This window comes from Micromonospora sp. DT229, assembly GCF_049844505.1.
Lineage (GTDB): Bacteria > Actinomycetota > Actinomycetes > Mycobacteriales > Micromonosporaceae > Micromonospora.
In genome coordinates, this window is the sequence record NZ_JBNCLD010000020.1 from 74,752 (window position 1) to 93,670 (window position 18,919).

The 18,919-nt window shown below is 71.2% G+C and carries 19 protein-coding genes; 13 read left to right on the forward strand and 6 right to left on the reverse strand.

The window, feature by feature from the left end:
* Nucleotides 1-218 precede the first annotated feature (218 nt).
* From ettA to ACLQ2T_RS24840, 4 genes are all read left to right on the forward strand, one after another.
* Nucleotides 219-1,895, forward strand: coding sequence for an energy-dependent translational throttle protein EttA (gene ettA, locus ACLQ2T_RS24825; protein ID WP_425768768.1), 1,677 nt, complete (start codon nt 219-221; stop codon nt 1,893-1,895).
* 16 nt (nt 1,896-1,911) lie between these two features.
* On the forward strand, nt 1,912-2,355 hold the full coding sequence (locus ACLQ2T_RS24830) for an acyl-CoA thioesterase (protein WP_425768769.1): 444 nt from the start codon (nt 1,912-1,914) through the stop codon (nt 2,353-2,355).
* Nucleotides 2,352-3,068 carry a hypothetical protein gene (locus ACLQ2T_RS24835; RefSeq protein ID WP_425768770.1) on the forward strand — a complete coding sequence of 239 codons (717 nt, stop codon included), beginning with the start codon at nt 2,352-2,354 and terminating at the stop codon, nt 3,066-3,068. The genes ACLQ2T_RS24830 and ACLQ2T_RS24835 overlap by 4 nt, the downstream gene beginning before the upstream one ends.
* 131 nt (nt 3,069-3,199) lie before the next feature.
* The gene (locus ACLQ2T_RS24840) at nt 3,200-3,784 is read left to right on the forward strand and encodes a YbjN domain-containing protein (protein WP_425768771.1); all 585 of its coding nucleotides are present in this window, start codon (nt 3,200-3,202) and stop codon (nt 3,782-3,784) included.
* A 106-nt stretch (nt 3,785-3,890) separates the two neighbouring features.
* Here the strand turns inward: ACLQ2T_RS24840 and ACLQ2T_RS24845 are convergent, their stop codons facing one another.
* The 3 genes from ACLQ2T_RS24845 to ACLQ2T_RS24855 all read right to left on the reverse strand — a co-directional run bounded on the left by ACLQ2T_RS24845 (nt 3,891) and on the right by ACLQ2T_RS24855 (nt 7,067).
* On the reverse strand, nt 3,891-4,310 hold the full coding sequence (locus ACLQ2T_RS24845; protein WP_425768772.1) for a globin: 420 nt from the start codon (nt 4,308-4,310) through the stop codon (nt 3,891-3,893).
* A gap of 61 nt (nt 4,311-4,371) precedes the next feature.
* The gene (locus ACLQ2T_RS24850; RefSeq protein WP_425768812.1) at nt 4,372-5,718 is read right to left on the reverse strand and encodes an MFS transporter; all 1,347 of its coding nucleotides are present in this window, start codon (nt 5,716-5,718) and stop codon (nt 4,372-4,374) included.
* 224 nt (nt 5,719-5,942) lie between these two features.
* Entirely contained in the window at nt 5,943-7,067 is a 1,125-nt protein-coding gene (locus ACLQ2T_RS24855; protein WP_425768773.1) for a mechanosensitive ion channel family protein, read from the reverse strand.
* A gap of 181 nt (nt 7,068-7,248) precedes the next feature.
* Here ACLQ2T_RS24855 and ACLQ2T_RS24860 point away from each other — a divergent pair, with 181 nt between their 5' ends.
* The gene (locus ACLQ2T_RS24860; protein ID WP_425768774.1) at nt 7,249-7,782 is read left to right on the forward strand and encodes an HNH endonuclease; all 534 of its coding nucleotides are present in this window, start codon (nt 7,249-7,251) and stop codon (nt 7,780-7,782) included.
* A 260-nt stretch (nt 7,783-8,042) separates the two neighbouring features.
* Here ACLQ2T_RS24860 and ACLQ2T_RS24865 read toward each other — a convergent pair whose 3' ends face one another.
* The 3 genes from ACLQ2T_RS24865 to ACLQ2T_RS24875 form a co-directional block, all read right to left on the reverse strand.
* Nucleotides 8,043-8,876 carry a class F sortase gene (locus ACLQ2T_RS24865; protein ID WP_425768775.1) on the reverse strand — a complete coding sequence of 278 codons (834 nt, stop codon included), beginning with the start codon at nt 8,874-8,876 and terminating at the stop codon, nt 8,043-8,045.
* 14 nt (nt 8,877-8,890) lie between these two features.
* Nucleotides 8,891-9,421, reverse strand: coding sequence for a hypothetical protein (locus tag ACLQ2T_RS24870; RefSeq protein ID WP_425768776.1), 531 nt, complete (start codon nt 9,419-9,421; stop codon nt 8,891-8,893).
* A gap of 99 nt (nt 9,422-9,520) precedes the next feature.
* Complete coding sequence (locus ACLQ2T_RS24875) at nt 9,521-10,003, reverse strand: Lrp/AsnC family transcriptional regulator (protein WP_425768777.1); 483 nt, start codon at nt 10,001-10,003, stop codon at nt 9,521-9,523.
* A 148-nt stretch (nt 10,004-10,151) separates the two neighbouring features.
* Here ACLQ2T_RS24875 and ACLQ2T_RS24880 point away from each other — a divergent pair, with 148 nt between their 5' ends.
* The 8 genes from ACLQ2T_RS24880 to ACLQ2T_RS24915 are packed head-to-tail and all read left to right on the forward strand — an operon-like array spanning nt 10,152 to nt 18,792.
* A complete protein-coding gene (locus tag ACLQ2T_RS24880; RefSeq protein ID WP_425768778.1) occupies nt 10,152-11,051 on the forward strand; it encodes a tryptophan 2,3-dioxygenase in 900 nt (299 codons plus the stop codon).
* 25 nt (nt 11,052-11,076) lie between these two features.
* Entirely contained in the window at nt 11,077-12,354 is a 1,278-nt protein-coding gene (gene kynU, locus ACLQ2T_RS24885) for a kynureninase (protein ID WP_425768813.1), read from the forward strand.
* Complete coding sequence (locus ACLQ2T_RS24890; RefSeq protein WP_425768779.1) at nt 12,351-13,685, forward strand: FAD-dependent oxidoreductase; 1,335 nt, start codon at nt 12,351-12,353, stop codon at nt 13,683-13,685. The genes kynU and ACLQ2T_RS24890 overlap by 4 nt, the downstream gene beginning before the upstream one ends.
* Nucleotides 13,686-13,705: 20 nt before the next feature.
* Nucleotides 13,706-15,187, forward strand: a complete 1,482-nt coding sequence (locus tag ACLQ2T_RS24895; protein WP_425768814.1) for a 2-hydroxymuconic semialdehyde dehydrogenase — start codon at nt 13,706-13,708, stop codon at nt 15,185-15,187.
* Nucleotides 15,184-15,984 (forward strand): 2-keto-4-pentenoate hydratase, encoded by an 801-nt coding sequence (locus ACLQ2T_RS24900; protein ID WP_425768780.1) that lies wholly within the window; start codon nt 15,184-15,186, stop codon nt 15,982-15,984. The genes ACLQ2T_RS24895 and ACLQ2T_RS24900 overlap by 4 nt, the downstream gene beginning before the upstream one ends.
* The gene (locus ACLQ2T_RS24905; RefSeq protein WP_425768781.1) at nt 15,981-16,913 is read left to right on the forward strand and encodes an acetaldehyde dehydrogenase (acetylating); all 933 of its coding nucleotides are present in this window, start codon (nt 15,981-15,983) and stop codon (nt 16,911-16,913) included. The genes ACLQ2T_RS24900 and ACLQ2T_RS24905 overlap by 4 nt, the downstream gene beginning before the upstream one ends.
* Entirely contained in the window at nt 16,910-18,022 is a 1,113-nt protein-coding gene (gene dmpG, locus ACLQ2T_RS24910; RefSeq protein ID WP_425768782.1) for a 4-hydroxy-2-oxovalerate aldolase, read from the forward strand. The genes ACLQ2T_RS24905 and dmpG overlap by 4 nt, the downstream gene beginning before the upstream one ends.
* Nucleotides 18,019-18,792, forward strand: coding sequence for a 2-keto-4-pentenoate hydratase (locus ACLQ2T_RS24915; RefSeq protein WP_425768783.1), 774 nt, complete (start codon nt 18,019-18,021; stop codon nt 18,790-18,792). The genes dmpG and ACLQ2T_RS24915 overlap by 4 nt, the downstream gene beginning before the upstream one ends.
* The last annotated feature ends 127 nt before the right edge of the window (nt 18,793-18,919 follow it).

Below are 18,919 nucleotides of genomic sequence, written 5' to 3' on the forward strand. Positions count from 1 at the left end.
AACCTTGTACGTGATCATGTTGACAGGTCACCGTGACGACCTTTGCTCAGGCAGGCGGGGCGATGTGGGCGGGACCCGGCGGACCTGTCAGGATTGACGATGGCGTGTGCGCGGCCGACTCCCGCTCAAGGCGGGGAGTCACGGCGCGTTCCGCGTCCCGCACGTTGGCGCGTGTCACGCACATCAGCGATCAAGTACCGACGGAGGTAGCCCGCACCGTGGCCCAGTTCATCTACGTCCTGGATAAGGCGCGCAAGGCGCACGGCGACAAGGTCGTGCTCGACAACGTGACGCTGAACTTCCTGCCGGGGGCCAAGATCGGTGTGGTCGGCCCGAACGGTGCCGGTAAGTCCAGCCTTCTCAAGATCATGGCCGGTTGGGACCAGCCGAGCAACGGTGATGCCCGGTTGATGCCCGGCTACACCGTCGGCATGTTGGCCCAGGAGCCGCCCCTGAACGAGGCCAAGACCGTCCTCGGCAATGTCGAGGAGGCGGTCGCGGAGACCAAGGCCAAGCTGGAGCGGTTCAATGCCATCGCCGAGCAGATGGCCACGGACTACTCCGACGAGCTGATGGAGGAGATGGGCCGGCTCCAGGAGGAACTGGACAACGCCGACGCCTGGGACATCGACTCCAAGCTCGAACTGGCGATGGACGCGCTGCGCTGCCCGCCGCCGGACGCCGAGGTCACCCAGCTCTCCGGTGGCGAGCGCCGCCGGGTGGCGCTGTGCAAGCTGCTGCTGGAGGCGCCGGACCTGCTGCTGCTCGACGAGCCCACCAACCACCTGGACGCGGAGAGCGTGCAGTGGTTGGAGCAGCACCTGGCCAAGTACCCCGGCACCGTGCTGGCGATCACCCACGACCGGTACTTCCTGGACAACGTGGCCGGCTGGATCCTGGAGCTGGACCGGGGCCGGGCCATCGGCTACGAGGGCAACTACTCCACCTACCTGGAGAAGAAGGCCGCCCGGCTCTCCGTCGAGGGGCGCCGCGACGCCAAGATGAAGAAGCGCCTCTCCGATGAACTGGAGTGGGTCCGCTCCAACGCCAAGGCCCGGCAGACCAAGTCCAAGGCCCGCCTGGACCGGTACGACGAGATGGCCGCCGAGGCGGAGAAGACCCGCAAGCTGGACTTCGAGGAGATCCAGATCCCGCCGGGCCCGCGCCTGGGCAGCACCGTCATCGAGGCGCAGAACCTGACCAAGGCCTTCGGCGACCGGGTGCTGATCGACAACCTGTCGTTCTCGCTGCCGCGTAACGGCATCGTCGGCATCATCGGCCCGAACGGCGTCGGTAAGACCACCCTGTTCAAGACCATCGTCGGGTTGGAGCAGCCGACCAGCGGCTCGGTCCGGGTCGGCGAGACGGTCTCGCTGTCCTACGTCGACCAGAACCGGCAGGGCCTGGACGGCGACAAGACCGTCTGGGAGGTCGTCTCCGACGGGCTGGACTACCTCATGGTGGGCAAGGTCGAGATGCCGTCCCGGGCGTACATCGCCGCGTTCGGGTTCAAGGGGCCCGATCAGCAGAAGCCGACCAAGGTGCTCTCCGGCGGCGAGCGGAACCGGCTCAACCTGGCGCTGACCCTCAAGATCGGCGGGAACGTGATCCTGCTCGACGAGCCGACCAACGACCTGGACGTGGAGACCCTGTCCAGCCTGGAGAACGCTCTGCTGGAGTTCCCCGGCTGTGCCGTGGTGATCTCCCACGACCGGATGTTCCTGGACCGGGTCGCCACCCACATCCTGGCCTGGGAGGGCGACGAGGAGAACCCGGCCAAGTGGTTCTGGTTCGAGGGCAACTTCGAGGCGTACGAGAAGAACAAGGTCGACCGCCTCGGCGCGGAGGCGGCCCGACCGCACCGGGTGACCTACCGCAAGCTGACCCGCGACTGACCGGCGAGCGACCGTCTTGACTGATCGGTTCATCTACGACTGCACCCTGCGCTGGTCCGACCTGGACGCGTACGGCCATGTCAACAACGCCCGCTTCCTGACCCTCTACGAGGAGGCCCGGGTGGCGTTGATGTTCGTCGGCGCCCGGGCGCGGGGGATCGACTCGTTCGCCGACGGGGTGGTCATCCGTCGGCACGAGGTCGACTACCTGCGCCCGGTCGACTACTCCCTGGCTCGGGCCACCGCGGAGGCGGCCCCGACGGTACGCATCGAGATGTGGGTGGAACGCATCCGCGCCGCCTCCTTCATCCTCGGCTACGAGATGTACGACGGAGAACTGCTGGTCAGCCAGGCACGCTCGGTGCTGGTGCCGTTCGACCTGGTCCGGCAGTTGCCCCGGCGGCTCACCGACCAGGAACGCGCCCTCCTGCTCGAATACGCCCCGGACGAGGTGGCATGAGCGCGGGCGGCGGGGCATCGGAGTCCGGCGCCGCGCAGACCCGGCACGGGATCGAGGGGGTCGCCGACGCGGGGGCCTTCCTGGCCCGTCTGGTCCGTCTGGAGCCGGCCGCCCTGGTCCGGCTGCGTCCGGCCGGTACGCCGGGGCGTACGGCCCTGTGGGCCCGGCTGCCCTGGGGGGTGCTGGCCGTGCGGACGGTCTCCGGCCCTGGTGCCGGGGACGTCACCGTATCCGCCGGGCAGTTGCTGGCCGAGTTGACGGCGGGCCGGGCCGGGCTGCCCACTCCGCGTGACTCCCAGTGGCGTTGGCCGCTGCCGCCGGCGGCCAGCCGACCGGTGGAGGTCCTGCCCGGCCGGGAGTTGCGCCGGCTGGCCGAGGCCGCCGCCGGCACCCTGCGTACGGCCACGACACATGGCGTGGGCGGTCGGGCGGTGGGGCAGCGGACCCTGCGCGACGCCCTGCTGGATCATGTCGCCGTGGTGGTGACGCCGGACGACGCGCCTGACCGTCCGGTGGAGGTCACTCAGCGACTGGTGCAGGGGTTGATCCGGATGGGCTTCCTCGGGTCCGCCCACGATTCGTCGAGCCCGGATGATGTTCGGGTACGCGTGGCTGGCCGTTGGGTCGCCCTGGTGGGACCGTATGGAGCCATCTGGTCGCAGAAGGCTATGGATCTTGCCCTGCAACCGCTCTCCCATCCTCCGAAAGTATGACCACCCATCGGCCTTCTGGCTTGGGGCGGGCGTTGGGGGGATGCTTCGGTTCGACTGTCCGGGTACCGTCCATCCTCGGATCCAACCCACCGTATGCAACTGGATCCGCTGGGGAGTGAGGTGCGCGAGCGATGCCGTGGTGGTCATGGCGCCCCGGTCCCGCCAGTGGCGGCGACCCGGAAACTCGAAGCAGGGTCACAGTGGAGGAGGCCGTCAGAGTCGGGCCGCCGACGCCCCGTAAACCCGAGGATGACTGCCCGGCCGGGGAGCATCCCTTGATCGCCGACATGTCAGCCACTGTCGAGCCGGTCACCCTGGCCCGCATCTGCGACGCCCTGGACCTGCTCGACGTGCGGTACCTCGCTGACGGGGACGGCAACCTGCTGGCCATGTGGGAGCGCCACGCGGTGCTGGTCGCCCTGGAAGGCCCCGAGGACGAGATCCTGGTGCTCCGGGCCCGTCCGCACGCGACCGTGCCGCCGGACTGGGCCGACCGGGCCTACCGGGTGGTCAATGAGTGGAACCACACCCGACGCTTCTGCAAGGCGTACGTCGGCGACGCCACCGAGCGGGGGCAGTTGCCGATCTACGCCGAGTTGCAGGTGCCACTCGCCGCAGGCGCCCACGACGCGCTGCTGGTCGAGTTGCTCGACTGCGGCGCGGCCGTCGCCACGAGTTTCGTCGACTGGCTGCACGACGAGGGCGCCCTGCTCTGACCGGGGTCGCCCGGCTCTGACGGGGTCGCCCGGCCCGGACCTCGGCCGAGCACGACGCTCCGTCGAGCCGCCGTCGGGGAGGGCTGCGCCGCTGCGGGGCGACCGCCTAGCCGGCCGGGTCCTCCATCGCGTTGACCATGAAGTAGGCCGCCCGCTCCAGGTAGTTCCAGAGCTCCGTGGCGGTGGCCGGCGGCAGGTCGAGACTGTCGACGGCCTGGCGCATGTGCCGCAGCCAGGCGTCCCGTTCGGCTGCGCCGATCCGGAAGGGTGCGTGCCGCATCCGCAGTCGGGGGTGGCCGCGTTGGGCGGAGTAGGTGTTCGGGCCGCCCCAGTACTGCATGAGGAACAGCCGCATCCGGTCGGCGGCCGGCTCCAGGTCCTGCGGGTACATCGGGCGTAGCAAGGGGTCGCTGGCGATGCCGGCGTAGAACTCATCGACCAGCTTGCGGAACGTGGGCTCGCCGCCGACGGCTTCGTACAGCGTCACCGCCTCGCCGCGGGGCTCGGACTCACCTGCGGGATTCACCCTTCCATCCTGCCAGGCATCGTCCGCCGGTGACCGGGCCGGGAGGTGCCGAGGGGGTGGTTCAGCTCACCGCGTGCCGTGGCCGCCCCGGCCCGACACTGCCCGGATCCGGGTCCTCCGGTGGGGTGGCCGCCCCGGCAGGGGTCCGCTGAGCTGCCTCGACCGTGGCCGCCACGGTCTGCGCGTCGGGCCAACTCCGGGCGACCAGGGCCATCAGCACCACCCCGGCGGCACTCCACAGACCGACCACGATCGGAATCGGGTAGTGCTCGGCCAGCAGACCGGTCGCCAGGACCGCGGCACCCTGGATGACCTGGACCCCGGTGGCCATCACCCCGAAGGCCCGCGCCCGGTAACCGTGCGGCAGGGCCTGGACGAAGAGGCTGTTCGCCACCGGCAGGATGCCGGCCACCGCGAACCCGCAGGCGGCGGCGAGCAGCGCCACCACCGCCGGTGGCGGGTCCAGCAGTGCGGGCACCAGTACCAAGGGGGCGATGACCGCCAGTGGACGCAGCAGCGCGATCCGCCGGGCCGGAGCCACCGCCCGGCCCATCAACAGCCCACCCAGGATGAACCCGACCGGGCTCGACGCCATGATCAGAGCCTGCGCCACGCCCGCGTGCATCCCGCCGTCGGCGCGTTCGTTGGCCCAGGCGGCAGCCAACCCCTCGGGCACGATGGAGCAGAGCATGGCGCCGAAGACGAGGATCGCGATCGCCCGCAGCACCGGGGTACGGAACACCAGCTGGAACCCGTCGGCGGTCTCCCGGAACAGGTGCCGGCGATGCGAGCTGGGCATCGCCGGTGCCCGGTCGCGGACCCCGAAGCGGACGATGGCCGCCGAGATGGCGAAGGCGGTCGCGTTCATCACCAGCGCGGCGGTGGTGTTGACGGTCGCCACCGCGGCACCGAGCAGATAGCCGACCACCTGGGCGGCCTGCCCGACGCTGGCGTTGACGGAGATTCCGACGACGAGTCGGTCGCCGGGCAGGATCAGGGGCATCAACGCCGAACGGGCCGCCTGGCTCGGAGGATTGGCCAGGGTGGTGGCGAACAGCAGGGCCAGAATCAGCGGCACCGGAATCCCCGGGATGGCGATGAGCAGCATCAAGGCCATCCGGATGAGGTCACAGACCATCATGATCTGGCGGTAACGGTGCCGCTCGGCGATCGTGGCCAGCAGCGGCCCGCCGATCAGCCAGGGCAGGTAGCTGACCGCGAAGGCGGCGGCGGAGAGCGCGACGGAGTCGGTCTCCCGGTAGACGAGCAGGGTGACCGCCGCCTTGGCGACGTAATCACCGATCCAGGTCAGCGTGCTGGCCAGGAAGACGGCGCGGTACTCCCCCTGGGCGAAGACCTCACGGAAAGTGGCCGGACCTTCCGGAGGAGGCCGCTCGTCCGACACCATCGCCTCCATCGGCCGGTGGCAGGCCACTCGTGATGGCCGCCCCGAGGCCATCGTCAGATCTACGAATCAGCGAGGACGTGACCACGCTCTCGGGGAGCGCGTGCACCGGATTCTGCCCGATCGTCTGACAACTGGCTAGGGCGAACGGTTGGATCGTCGCATCTCTGACTGAACGAACGGACGATACCCGAGGGGCTGCTCGGCCGCGACCCCTCGCCATTTGCTCAGGTAGCCCCGCCCTGACCAGTCTCGTTGTCGTCCCGCAGGTACCCGGGCAGGGCCCGTACCGCAGCGATCCGGGCGGTGATCCCGGAATTCTCCAGAGCCTCCGCGAGCCGACGGCGCAACTCGCGGCTCACAGCGCCCTGCCCGTCGGCGGTGGTCTTGACCACCGTGCGGATCACCGTGCCGTCCACCGTCACCTGCTCCACGCCGAGCACCTCGGGCGGTTCGACGATCGAGGCCGCCAACTCCGGGTCCACCGCGACGGAGGCGGCGGCGGTACGCAGCACCGCGGTGGCCTCCTCGGTGCCGGCGAAACCGATCGGCAGGTCGACCACCACCAGTGCCCACCCCTGACTCTTGTTGCCCACTCGGACGACCTCGCCGTTGCGGATGTACCAGAGCACCCCCCGCCCGTCCCGAACGGTGGTGACCCGCAGGCCGACCGCCTCGACCACCCCGGTCGCCTCGCCCAGGTCGACGTTGTCGCCGACCCCGTACTGGTCCTCGATCAGCATGAACAGCCCGGCGATCAGATCCTTGACCAGGCTCTGTGCGCCGAAGCCCAGGGCCACCCCGGCGATGCCCGCGCTGGCCAGCAGCGGCGCCAGGTCGAAGCTGAACTCCTTGAGCACCATCAGTACGGCGATGCCGAAGACGAACGCCGTGCTCAGGCTGCGCAGCACCGAGCCGATCGCCTCGGCCCGCTGCCGGCGGCGCTCCGGGACGAACTCGCCGGGCTCGGTGGCGGCGCTCGGGATGCGCTCCCGCAGCGGCCGGAGCATGGTCGGTACGCCCGCGTCGCTGGTGGTGCGGACCAGTCGCCGGATCGTCCGGTGCACCAGCCAGCGGGTGGCGGTCGCCAGCAACAGGATCAGGATGATCCGCAGGGGCTTGACCAGGATCCAGTAGCTGCCCTCGGCGAACCACACGGAGTCGAAGTTGGTCCACACCCACTTGCAGACGATCTCGTCCAGGCACTCCGGGCTGGGGGTCTCCTCCAGGGCCGGGGTGGAGGGGCCGGGGGAGGGGCTGAGCATGCTGACGGTCACCCTGTTTTCGTACCGCAACCTCCCGGCGGGCCGGTGACCGACCCACCGGCGGGTGATCCCGGGCCCCGCCGACATGGAATCCCGGGCGAAAGCTCTGCCGGCTACCCAGGATTAGGGCGTGCATTCGCCGGTCCGATCAGGGACGATTGGCGCAACGGACGTCGGTGATCCGGCCGGCGTCGACATGGTGTATGGCTGTGTCCTGCACCGGTCGGCGGTGGCGAGTTGATAGCCGCTTGACCGGGAGGGTGACGCGATGCCTGACATACGACCCACGGTGGGCTCCGGCGCGCTGGTCCTCAACGCCACCTATGAGCCGCTGTGTGTCGTGTCGGTGCGTCGCGCCGCGATCCTCGTGCTCTCCGCCAAGGCGGTCTGTGTCGCCGACGGCGAGGGCATCCTGCACAGCGCCCGCAGCGCGTTACCGGTGCCCTCGGTGGTCCGGCTGACCCGGTTCGTCCGGGTGCCCTACCGTACCCATGTGGGATTGTCCCGCCGGGCGATCTTCGCCCGGGACGGCTGGCGGTGCGCCTACTGCCGAGGGCCGGCCGAGACCATCGACCATGTCTTCCCGCGCAGCCGGGGCGGCCCGCACGCCTGGGAGAACGTGGTCGCCGCCTGTGCCAGGTGCAACCACACCAAGGGCGACAAGACCCCCGCCGAGCTGGGGTGGCGGCTGCACTCCCTGCCCGCCGCACCCAAGGGCATCGCCTGGCGGGTGCTCGGTCACCGGGCCCCCGACCCCCGCTGGGCCGACTGGCTAGACCTCCGCGAACCCGAAGCCGCCTAACCCCCAGCCGCCCCACCCCACCGGCACCCGCCCCAACTCCCGCCAGCCGCCTAGCCCGCTGGTCACCGGCCAGCCACCGCCCGCCGGCCGGCTCCCGCCCCAGCTGCCTCACCCCGCCGGCTACCGGCCCCACCCGACGCACCCGCCACCGGACCGCGAAGCCGGTCCCCCGAGGGTTTGCGGGGGAGCCCGACCCGCGCAGGGATCAAGCCTGACCGCCCGGAGCGGGTCGGGCTCCCCCGCAAACCCCAAACCGCAACTCACCGAGCCTCCACCAACGAAGCAAAGACGATCACATTGTCCGCGTACCCCGTCGACCCCCCGACCCAGCGCCCACCACAGGTGATCAGCCGAAGCTGCGGCCGGCTGAAGTCGCCGAAGACCTCGTCGGCCGGCAGGGCCTCCTTGTCGTACCGGCCGACCCGGTCGACCTCGAAGACCGCGACCCTGCCGTCCGTGCGGGCCACCTCGACCTGGTCACCGGTCCGCAGTTGCCGCAGGTCCTGGAAGACCGCCGGCCCGGTGCTGGTGTCGACATGCCCGACGATGACGGCGGGACCGTACTGGCCCGGCGAGGGGCCCTGGTCGTACCAGCCGGCCTCCTGGGCGCGTTCCGCGGTCGGCGCGGCGATGCTGCCGTCCGGTGCTACCCCGACGTTGTGTACCGGTGCGGCCAGGTCGATTTTGTTGATCTCGATGCCGACCGGTCGGCTCGCCGGCAGCAGCGGGAACTTCTTGGGCGGTGGCGCCAACCCGGCGATGAAGCGGTCCGGTAGCAGGCTCAGCCCGGTCAGTCGCTCGACCCCGAGCATCGTGACGATCAACAGCATCAGGCCGGCGATCAGCACCACGGGCAGTCCGGGGTTGCTGCGGATCCCGTGCCGTGACACCGCCGAGGCCCGCCGAGACCGTGGTGGCACGGGGGCGGCCGAGGGGTCGGGTGTGGTGACACTGGCCGTACCCATCTGCGCGGTGACCCGGCTGAACCGGCCGGCCACGGCCGCCACCCTGCGCCGGACTCGCGTGCTCCGGCGGGTGGCGGTCGGCCGTGGGGCCGGACGCGGCTCGGGCACCGGTACGCGGTGGCCGATCATGGCGTCCGCCCGGATCAGGAACCGGTCCGGCGTCGGTTGCTGACCAGTCCGAAGACCACCGCTGCGGCTACCACCGCGACGCCGCCGAGCAGCAGGGTCGTGCCGGTGCCCGGTCCGGCGGTGCCACCGCCTCCGGTCGCCGGGCCCTTGGTGGGTTGTTGCATGTTCAGCACGGTCAGGGTGGTGCTGGCCGTCTGGCCGTTGCCGCACCGCAGGTTCACCGGATAGTCCCCGGCGGCCTTGTTGCCCGGCACGGTGACCTCACCGGTCAGGAAGCCGTTGTCCGGTCGAAGGAAGACCCGGTTGAAGGCCTCCGACTCGACCTCGGCCTGCCGATTGTTGGCGTTGTCGCAACTGCCCCGCAGGTGCACCCGGGAACCGGCCTGCACACTGTTCGGGGTCACCTCGATGAAGGTGTTCTCACCTGCTCGGGCCGGTGCGGCACCGAACAGGACGAACGCCCCGATCAGTGTGAACGCCCCGAGAAGTCGGACGATGGTCGAGGGTGCGTGCAGCACGCCTCCGTACGCTCGCAGACCCCGCATGATCCTCCCTCCCGGCACCGGCGCACCGGTCCTGCTGGGCTGACCCGCGGTGCTTTCCCTCTGCTCCGCCCACTAACCCGGCCCGCAGCGGCAGGGGTGTCAGGCGGGGGCCTTTCCTCTGCCGGCGGGGTTGGCGGAGGGCCCTTCCTTGCACCGGGTCAGGGGCTGCCAGTTGAGGGGGGAGGAGAGCACCATGGTGCTCGACGGCTGGCCGTACGGGGCCAGTCGGTCGATGACCCCCTCGAACTCCCCGATCGAACCGGCCGCGACCTTCAGCACGCTGCAGGCGTCCCCGGTGATCCGGTGGATCTCCAGGATCTCCGGCCAGGTGGCGACCTCCGGGTCGTGCAGGATGCACCGGGCGCCGTAGCAGGACATCCGGATCAGAGCGACCACCGTCCGTCCGGCTCGGGTCAGGTCGACATGCGCGTGATAGCCGGTGATCACCCCGCTCTCCTCCAGTCGGCGGACCCGCTCCGCCACCGCAGGTGGGGACAGGTGCACCCGGCGGGAGAGTTCGCTGAAGGACAACCGCGCGTCGGCCTGCAACTCACGCAGCAGGGCCCAGTCCATCTCGTCCACGCGCTCACCTTACGTCTGACAAGTCAATTACCGCTATCACCTCACGTTCGGCAGGTCTGCCCGGCGTACCGCCGTTGAAGAGGCATTCCATCCGGGGGTGACACCGAGAGATCATGACTGGAATCGCCAGCCAGGAAGGAGTGGACGGATGGAGCAGACCGAGCTGCGCCCGGGAACCCGGACGGCGGTGCGTCCGGTGACGGGCAAGCAGCGGGCGGCCCGTGCCGCCCGCAACGGCGGCGAGCCGACCCTGGAGTTCGCCGAGCGGGTGCCGTACGACGCCTATGTGCAGGCCAGCACCCTGCACAAACTGCAACAGCCGCTGAGTGACGACCCCGGCGAGATGTCCTTCCTGATGGTCAGCCAGATCATGGAGCTGTACTTCGGGTTGACCTGCCACGAACTGCGGGAGACCTCCCGACTGCTGCGCGAGGATCGGATCTGGGAGGCCCTGGCCCCGCTGCGCCGGGCCGCCCTGCACCTGGAGGCCCTCAACGCCTCCTGGCACGGGCTGCGCTGGATGACCCCGGCCGACTTCAACCGCTTCCGCAACCTGCTCGGCGAGGGCTCCGGCTTCCAGTCGGCCATGTACCGGCACCTGGAGTTCCTGCTGGGGCTGCGGGACACCACCCTGATCCGGCCCTTCCGCCGGCAGACCGAGGTGTACGCCGAACTCAACGAGACCCTGGCCACCCCCAGTGTCTGGGACGAGGTGGTCGCCCTGCTGGCCCGGCACGGGCACGAGATCCCCGCCGAGCTGCTCGACCGGGAGGTCCGCGACGAGCACCAGCCGCACGCCGCGGTGGAGGCGGCCTGGGTCCGCATCTACGGCGACAACGGCCCGGACAACCACCTGCGGATGCTCGGCGAGGCGCTGACCGAGGTGGCCGAGCAGTTCGGCGACTGGCGGCACCACCACGTCAAGGCGGTGCAGCGGACCATGGGCGCCAAGGTCGGCAGCGGTGGTTCGGCGGGGCTGGCCTGGCTGCAACGCAGCATGGCCCGGGTGGTCTTCCCCGAGCTGTGGTCGGCTCGGACGGCGATGTGAGGCGAGGATGAACCAGAACGAGACCATGGGTGCCGGTGAGGCCGAGGCGCTGCGCCTGGACGCCGCCGAGCCGGGCCACCGGCACCTGTTCCACGTGCCCCCGGCCGACGGCGGGCGCTACCCGGAGACCGCGTACCTGGCGGGCAACTCCCTGGGCCTGCAACCGAAGGCCACCCGTACGGAACTGCTGGCCGACCTGGAGGCCTGGAGTCGGCTGGGGGTCGAGGGCCACCTGGAGGCGGAACGCCCCTGGCTGCCGTACCACGAGTTGCTGACCGCCCCGGCGGCCCGCCTGGTCGGCGCCCTGCCCAGCGAGACCGTGGTGATGAACTCGCTGACGGTCAACCTGCACCTGCTGATGGTCAGCTTCTACCGGCCGTCCGGCGAGCGGACCCGGATCGTCATCGAGGACACCGCCTTCCCCTCGGACAGCTACGCGGTGCGCAGCCAGGCCCGGTTCCACGGGCTGGACCCGGACACCACAGTGGTCCGACTGACCCCCCGTCCGGGCGAGGAGAACCTGCGTACCGAGGACGTGACCGCCTTCCTGGCGGCGGAGGGCCACACCGTGGCGCTGGTGCTGCTCGGCGGGGTCAACTACCTCACCGGCGAGCTGATGGACATCCCCACCATCACCGCCGCCGCCCGGGCCGCCGGTGCGGTCGTCGGTTGGGACCTGGCGCACGCGGCGGGCAACGTGCCGCTGTCGCTGCACGACTGGGAGGTCGACTTCGCGGCCTGGTGCTCGTACAAGTACCTGAACTCCGGTCCCGGGGCGCTGGGCGGGGTGTTCGTGCACGAGCGGCACCACGGCGACCCCGCCCTGCACCGGTTCGAGGGCTGGTGGAGCACGGCGGCGCAGACCCGGTTCGAGATGACCCCGGTGAGTCGGCCCCCGGCCACGGTCGAGGCCTGGCAGATCTCCAACCCGCCGATCTTCGCGATGGGCCCGGTCCGTACCTCGCTGGAGTTGTTCGACTCGGTCGGGATGCCGGCGCTGCGCGAGCGCAGCCTGCGGCTCACCGGCTACCTGGAGCGGCTGCTCGACGAGGTGGTCGCCGACCGGCCGTTGACCGTGGTCACCCCCCGCGACCCCGGTCGGCGCGGCTGCCAGTTGTCGGTACGCATCGGCGAGGGCACCGCCAACGAACTGACCAAGCGGCTGCGGTACGAGCACGGGGTGGTCGCCGACGCCCGGCAGCCGGACATCGTCCGGTTCGCCCCGGTGCCGCTGTACTCGACGTACCACGACTGCTGGCGAGTCGCCGAGGCCCTGGCCGCGACGGTGGAGGTGAGCGCGTGAACACCCGGCACGACGAGATCGCGGTGGTGGGGGCCGGACTGGCCGGCTGCCTGCTGGCCTGCTACCTGGCCCGGCGGGGTCATGCGGTGGCCCTCTACGAGCGGCGACCGGACCCGCGGGTAGGGACCCCGGAGCGGGGCCGCTCGATCAACCTGGCCCTCTCCGAGCGGGGCCTGGACGCGCTGCGCCGCATCGGCCTGGACGAGCAGGTGATGGCCGACGCCCTGCCGATGCGGGGTCGGATGGTGCACCCGGTGGTCGGTGAGCCGGACTTCCAGCCGTACAGCGCCGAGGGCGGCCGGGCGATCAACTCGATCAGCCGGGGGGCGTTGAACAACGCCCTGCTGGACGCCGCCGCCAAGCTGCCGCAGGTGCGGGTCGCCTTCGACCACCGGCTGGTCGGGCTCGACCCGGCCACCGCCCAGATGACCTTCGAAACCCCGCAGGGCACGGTCACCGCGAACGCCCGGGTCGTGCTCGGCGCCGACGGCGCCGGTTCGGCCGTACGCGGACAACTGCTGGAACACGGCCTGCTCACCGAGAGCGTCGACTTCCTCGACTACGGCTACAAGGAACTCACCATCCCCCCGCTGGGCGGCGACTTCGCCCTCGACCCGGGTGCCCTGCACATCTGGCCGCGCGGCACCTCGATGATGATCGCCCTGCCCAACCCGGACCGCTCCTTCACCTGCACCCTGTTCTGGCCCAACCACGGCACCGCCAGCTTCTCCTCGTTGGGCAGCAAGGCGGCGATCGAGCGGTACTTCGCCCAGCACTACCCGGACCTGCCGCCGCTGGCCCCGAACCTGGTCGACGACTACCAGCACAACCCGGTAGGGGTGCTCGGCACGGTGCGGTGTGACCCGTGGCAGTTCAACGGGCGGGTGGGCCTGCTCGGCGACGCCGCGCACGCCATCGTGCCCTTCTACGGCCAGGGGGCGAACTGCGCCTTCGAGGACGTGGTCGAGTTGGACAACTGCCTCGACGAGTGCGGCGACGACTGGGCGGCGGCCCTGCCGCTGTACCAGCAGCGTCGGCAGGACAACGCCGAGGCGATCGCCCGGATGGCGCTGGCCAACTTCGTGGAGATGCGCGACAAGGTCGCCTCGCCGGTGTTCCAGACCCGCAAGAAGGTCGAGCACGCTCTGGAACGGGCGTTGCCGGGCCGCTACGTCTCCCAGTACGAACTGGTCTCCTTCACCACCGTCCCGTACGCCCAGGTGCGTCGCCGGGTCCGCCGGCAGTACCAGGTGCTCGGTGCGGTCGCCGCCGGTGCGGCCGCGGTGCTGGCCGGTGCGGTGCTGGCTCTCGGTCGCCGGAGGCGTGGATGACACTGTGGGATCCCCGGCTGATGTCCGGCCACGCGCCGGACGGCCCCGGGCTGCTGCGCAACTTCGTCGGCGGCGAGTTCGTCTCGACCGGTGACCGGTTCACCAAGCGCAGCCCGGTGACCGGCGAGCCGGTCTTCGAGGTGGTCGAGGCCGACCGCTCCACCGTGGACGACGCGGTGGCCGCCGCCCGGGCGGCGCTGCGCGGGCCGTGGGGCCGGATGGGGGAGCGGGAACGCGCCGAGGTGCTGCGTCGGGTCGCCGAGGAGTTGGAGCGACGCTTCGACGACCTGGTGGCCGCCGAGGTGGCGGACACCGGAAAGTCCATCTCCCAGGCCCGGACCCTGGACATTCCGCGGGGTGCGGCCAACTTCCGGGCCTTCGCCGAGATCGTGGCCACCGCCCCGACGGAGTCCTTCACCACGGTCACTCCGACCGGTGGCCGGGCGCTGAACTACGCGGTCCGCAAGCCGGTCGGCGTGGTGGCGATCATCGTGCCCTGGAATCTGCCCCTGCTGCTGCTGACCTGGAAGGTGGCCCCGGCTCTGGCCTGCGGCAACGCCGTGGTGGTCAAGCCCAGTGAGGAGACCCCGGCCTCGGCCACCCTGCTGGCCGAGGTGATGGCCGCCGCCGGGGTGCCCGCGGGGGTGTTCAACCTGGTGCACGGCTTCGGCCCGGACTCCGCCGGTGAGTTCCTCACCCGCCATCCGGGGGTCGACGCGATCACCTTCACCGGCGAGTCCGCCACCGGGTCGGCCATCATGCGGGCCGCGGCCGACGGGGTCAAGGCGGTCAGCTTCGAGTTGGGCGGCAAGAACGCCGGGCTGGTCTTCGCCGACGCCGATTTGGACGCGGCCGTCGAAGGCTCGGTGCGGTCCAGCTTCACCAACGGCGGTCAGGTGTGCCTGTGCACCGAGCGGATCTACGTGCAGCGGCCGGTCTTCGAGGAGTTCGCCGCCCGGTTGGCCAAGCGTGCCGGGGAGCTGGCGTACGGCTGGCCGGCCGACGAGGCGACCGTGAACATGCCGCTGATCTCGCACGGGCACCGCGACAAGGTGCTCGGCCACTACGACCTGGCCCGGACCGAGGGTGCCCAGGTGCTGGCCGGTGGGGCGGTGCCGCACTTCGGTGACGCCCGCGACGGCGGGGCGTACGTGCAGCCGACCGTGCTGGCCGGACTCGGCCCGCAGGCCCGTACCAACACCGAGGAGATCTTCGGCCCGGTGGTGCACCTGGCGCCCTTCGACACCGAGGAGGAGGCGTACGCGCTGGCCAACGGCACCGAGTACGGCCTGGCGGCGGCGGTCTGGACCCGGGACGTGGGCCGGGCGCACCGGGCCGGGGCGCAGTTGGACGCCGGTATCGTCTGGGTCAACACCTGGTTCCTGCGGGACCTGCGTACCCCCTTCGGTGGGGTGAAGGCCTCCGGCATCGGCCGGGAGGGCGGGGTGCACTCGCTCGACTTCTACTCCGAACTCACAAACGTCTGCGTGGACATGTCATGAGTGACCTTCAGCGAGCGGCCGAGGAACTGACCGAGGCCCGGACCAGTGGCAAGCCCTGCCCGCCCCTGCGTGGGCGGCTGCTGCCCGAGGGGGATGTGGCCGCGGCGTACGAGGTGCAGCAGCACCAGGTACGCCAGTGGCTGGCCGCCGGGCAGCGCCGGGTCGGCGCGAAGATCGGGCTGACCTCCCGGGCGGTTCAGGAGAACCTGGGGGTGTACGAGCCGGACTTCGGCGTCCTCACCGACGTCATGGCCGTGCCGGACGGGGTCGAGGTGCCGATCGACCGGCTGCTCCAGCCCCGGGTGGAGGCGGAGATCGCCTTCGTGCTCGGCGCGGACCTGCCCGACGAGCGGGTCACCACGGTCGACGTGATCCGTGCGGTCGACCACCTGCTGCCGGCCATCGAGATCGTCGACTCCCGGGTAGCCGGCTGGGACATCTCCATCGTGGACACCGTGGCGGACAACGCCTCCAGTGGGCTGTTCGTGCTCGGTACCGCACCCCGCCGGCTGGCCGAGGTGGACCTGCGGCTGTGCGGGATGGTGCTGGAGCAGGCCGGTGAGCCGGTGTCGGTCGGTGCCGGGGCGGCCTGCCTGGGCAACCCGCTGCACGCGGTGGCCTGGCTGGCCACCACGATGGCCCGCGCCGGTGAGCCGCTGCGCGCCGGTGACGTGGTGCTCTCCGGGGCCCTCGGCCCGATGGTGGCGGTCACCCCCGGCGCGGCGTACGAGGCCCGGATCTCCGGCCTCGGCTCGGTCCGGACCTGTTTCTCCGGAACGAAAGGTGGCTCGTCATGAGCGTCGGTGTGGCGGTGATCGGGTCGGGCAACATCGGCACCGACCTGATGATCAAGGTGCTGCGACTGTCCGAGTCCCTGCGGATGGTGGCCATGGTCGGCATCGACCCGGCCTCCGACGGCCTGGCCCGGGCCCGCCGCCTCGGCGTGGCGACCACCGCCGAGGGGGTGGAGGGCCTGGTCGCGATGCCGGAGTTCGCCGACGTCGAGCTGGTCTTCGACGCCACCTCCGCCGGTGCGCACCGGCACAACGACGCGGTGCTGCGCGCCCACGGCCGCCGGGTGGTCGACCTGACCCCGGCCGCCATCGGCCCGTACGTGGTGCCGCCGGTCAACCTGGACGAGCACCTGGCCGAGCCGAACGTCAACATGGTCACCTGCGGTGGGCAGGCCACCGTGCCGATCGTCGCCGCGGTACGCCGGGTCACCCCGGTGGCGTACGGCGAGATCGTCGCCTCGATCTCCTCCCGTTCGGCCGGTCCGGGCACCCGCGCCAACATCGACGAGTTCACCGAGACCACCGCCCGGGCCATCGAGGTGGTCGGCGGCGCCGACCGGGGCAAGGCGATCATCGTGCTCAACCCGGCCGAGCCGCCGTTGCTGATGCGTGACACGGTCTACTGCCTCTGCCCGGATCCGGACGCCGACCGGGCCGCCATCGCCGCCTCGGTGGCCGAGATGGTCGCCAGCGTGCAGGAGTACGTCCCGGGTTACCGGCTCAAGCAGGATGTGCAGTTCGACCGGGTGGACACCTACGTGCCCTCGCTGGGGCGGCAGGTGACCGGCCTGCAGGTCTCGGTCTTCCTGGAGGTCTCCGGTGCCGGGCACTACCTGCCCGCGTACGCCGGGAACCTGGACATCATGACCAGCGCCGCGCTGCGTACCGCCGAACGGTTGGTGGCCCTGCGCGCGAAGGGAGTGCCGGCATGACGGACCTCTACATCCAGGACGTGACGCTGCGCGACGGCATGCACGCCATCGCCCACCGCTACACGGTCGACCAGGTGCAGACCATCGCCGCCGCCCTGGACGCCGCCGGGGTGGCCGCCATCGAGGTGGCGCACGGCGACGGGCTGGCCGGGTCCAGTGTCAACTACGGCCACGGTGCGGCCAGCGACGCCGAGTGGATCGCGGCGGCGGCCGAGGTGATGACGAACGCGAAGCTGACCACCCTGCTGCTGCCCGGCATCGGCACCATCGCCGACCTGAAGGCGGCCAAGGCCCTCGGGGTTACCAGTGTGCGCATCGCCACCCACTGCACCGAGGCGGACATCTCCGCCCAGCACATCTCCTGGGCCCGGGAGAACGACATGGACGTGTCCGGGTTCCTGATGATGTCGCACATGTTCGACCCGGCCGGGCTGGCCGCGCAGGCCAAACTGATGGAGTCCTACGGGGCGCACTGCGTCTACGTCACCGACTCCGGGGGTCGGCTGTTGATGTCCGACGTGGCCCAGCGGGTCGACGCGTACCGGCAGGTGCTCGACCCGGCGACGGAGATCGGCATCCACGCCCACCACAACCTGTCCCTGGGCGTGGCCAACAGCGTGTTGGCGGTCGAACACGGCCGGATCCTCGGTGCCGGGCCGCTGGGATCGCCGTCGGGCCGCACCGTCCGGGTGGACGCCTCGCTGGCCGGGATGGGCGCCGGGGCGGGCAACGCCCCGCTGGAGGTCTTCGTCGCGGTCGCCGAACTGCACGGCTGGAAGCACGGCTGTGACGTGTTCGCGCTGATGGACGCGGCGGACGACATCGTCCGCCCGTTGCAGGACCGGCCGGTCCAGGTCGACCGGGAGACCCTCTCCCTGGGGTACGCCGGGGTCTACTCCAGCTTCCTGCGGCACGCCGAACGCGCCTCCGCCCGGTACGGGGTGGACGTCCGCTCGATCCTGGTGGAGCTGGGTCGACGGCGGATGGTCGGCGGCCAGGAGGACATGATCGTCGACGTGGCGTTGGACCTGGTCCGCGAGGGAGCCGGTGACCCGGCCCGGGCCGGGGACCCGACGGCCACGCAACCGCGAACCGAGGAGCAAGCATGAGCGGGCTGGACCCGGCCGGCATCGCCGAGCAGTTGGACAAGGCCGCCACCACCGCCACCGCCATCGGGCAACTGGCCGCCGAGGTCGGCCTGGACGTCGATGCCGCGTACGGGGTGCAGGCCGCCCTGGTGCAGCGTCGGCTGGACCGGGGCGAGCGGCTGGTCGGCCTGAAGATGGGGCTGACCAGCAAGGCGAAGATGGCCCAGGTCGGGGTCGACGAGGTGATCTGGGGGCGGCTGACCGACGCGATGTGGGTGCCCGACGGGGGCACGGTCGAGGTGTCGACCTACATCCACCCCCGGGTCGAGCCGGAGGTGGCCTTCCTGCTGGACCGCCTGCCCGAGCCGGGCGAGCCGGTCGGGGCCTTCACGGACGCCGTCCGCGCGGTGGCCCCGGCGATCGAGCTGATCGACTCCCGGTACGCGAACTTCAGCTTCTCCCTGCCGGACGTGATCGCCGACAACACCTCGGCCGCCGCCTTCGTGGTCGGTCCCTGGTCGCCGGTGCCGGACGGGCTGGACAACCTGGGGGTCCTGCTGGAGATCGACGGCCGGGTGGCCCAGGTCGGCTCGACCGCGGCGATCCTCGGCGACCCCCGCCGGGCCCTCGACGAGGGGGTCCGCCTGGCCGGGCGGCACGGGGTACGGATGCGTGAGGGCTGGGTGTTCCTGGCCGGCGCGGCCACGGCCGCTGTTCCGCTGCGGCCTGGGGCCCAGGTGCGGGCGGTGGTCGAGAAGCTCGGCACGGCCACCCTCAAGGCGGCGTCATGAGCGTGCGGATCGTCGTGGTCGGGGTTGGGGTTCCGGGCAGCCCGACCGGCTCCGGGCGGTCAGGCTTGATCCCTGCGCCGGTCGGGCTGCCCGGAACCCCTGATGTGGGCGTTGTCCGCACGGTTGT

Coding starts and splice junctions, on each gene's coding strand:
- ACLQ2T_RS24835 (WP_425768770.1), top strand. CDS start 2,352: ATGAGCGCGGGCGGCGGGGCATCGGAGTCCGGCGCCGCGCAGACCCGG.
- ACLQ2T_RS24840 (WP_425768771.1), top strand. CDS start 3,200: ATGCCGTGGTGGTCATGGCGCCCCGGTCCCGCCAGTGGCGGCGACCCG.
- ACLQ2T_RS24850 (WP_425768812.1), bottom strand. CDS start 5,718: ATGGTGTCGGACGAGCGGCCTCCTCCGGAAGGTCCGGCCACTTTCCGT.
- ACLQ2T_RS24855 (WP_425768773.1), bottom strand. CDS start 7,067: ATGTCGGCGGGGCCCGGGATCACCCGCCGGTGGGTCGGTCACCGGCCC.
- ACLQ2T_RS24860 (WP_425768774.1), top strand. CDS start 7,249: ATGCCTGACATACGACCCACGGTGGGCTCCGGCGCGCTGGTCCTCAAC.
- ACLQ2T_RS24865 (WP_425768775.1), bottom strand. CDS start 8,876: ATGATCGGCCACCGCGTACCGGTGCCCGAGCCGCGTCCGGCCCCACGG.
- ACLQ2T_RS24870 (WP_425768776.1), bottom strand. CDS start 9,421: ATGCGGGGTCTGCGAGCGTACGGAGGCGTGCTGCACGCACCCTCGACC.
- ACLQ2T_RS24880 (WP_425768778.1), top strand. CDS start 10,152: ATGGAGCAGACCGAGCTGCGCCCGGGAACCCGGACGGCGGTGCGTCCG.
- kynU (WP_425768813.1), top strand. CDS start 11,077: ATGGGTGCCGGTGAGGCCGAGGCGCTGCGCCTGGACGCCGCCGAGCCG.
- ACLQ2T_RS24895 (WP_425768814.1), top strand. CDS start 13,706: ATGTCCGGCCACGCGCCGGACGGCCCCGGGCTGCTGCGCAACTTCGTC.
- ACLQ2T_RS24900 (WP_425768780.1), top strand. CDS start 15,184: ATGAGTGACCTTCAGCGAGCGGCCGAGGAACTGACCGAGGCCCGGACC.
- ACLQ2T_RS24905 (WP_425768781.1), top strand. CDS start 15,981: ATGAGCGTCGGTGTGGCGGTGATCGGGTCGGGCAACATCGGCACCGAC.
- dmpG (WP_425768782.1), top strand. CDS start 16,910: ATGACGGACCTCTACATCCAGGACGTGACGCTGCGCGACGGCATGCAC.
- ACLQ2T_RS24915 (WP_425768783.1), top strand. CDS start 18,019: ATGAGCGGGCTGGACCCGGCCGGCATCGCCGAGCAGTTGGACAAGGCC.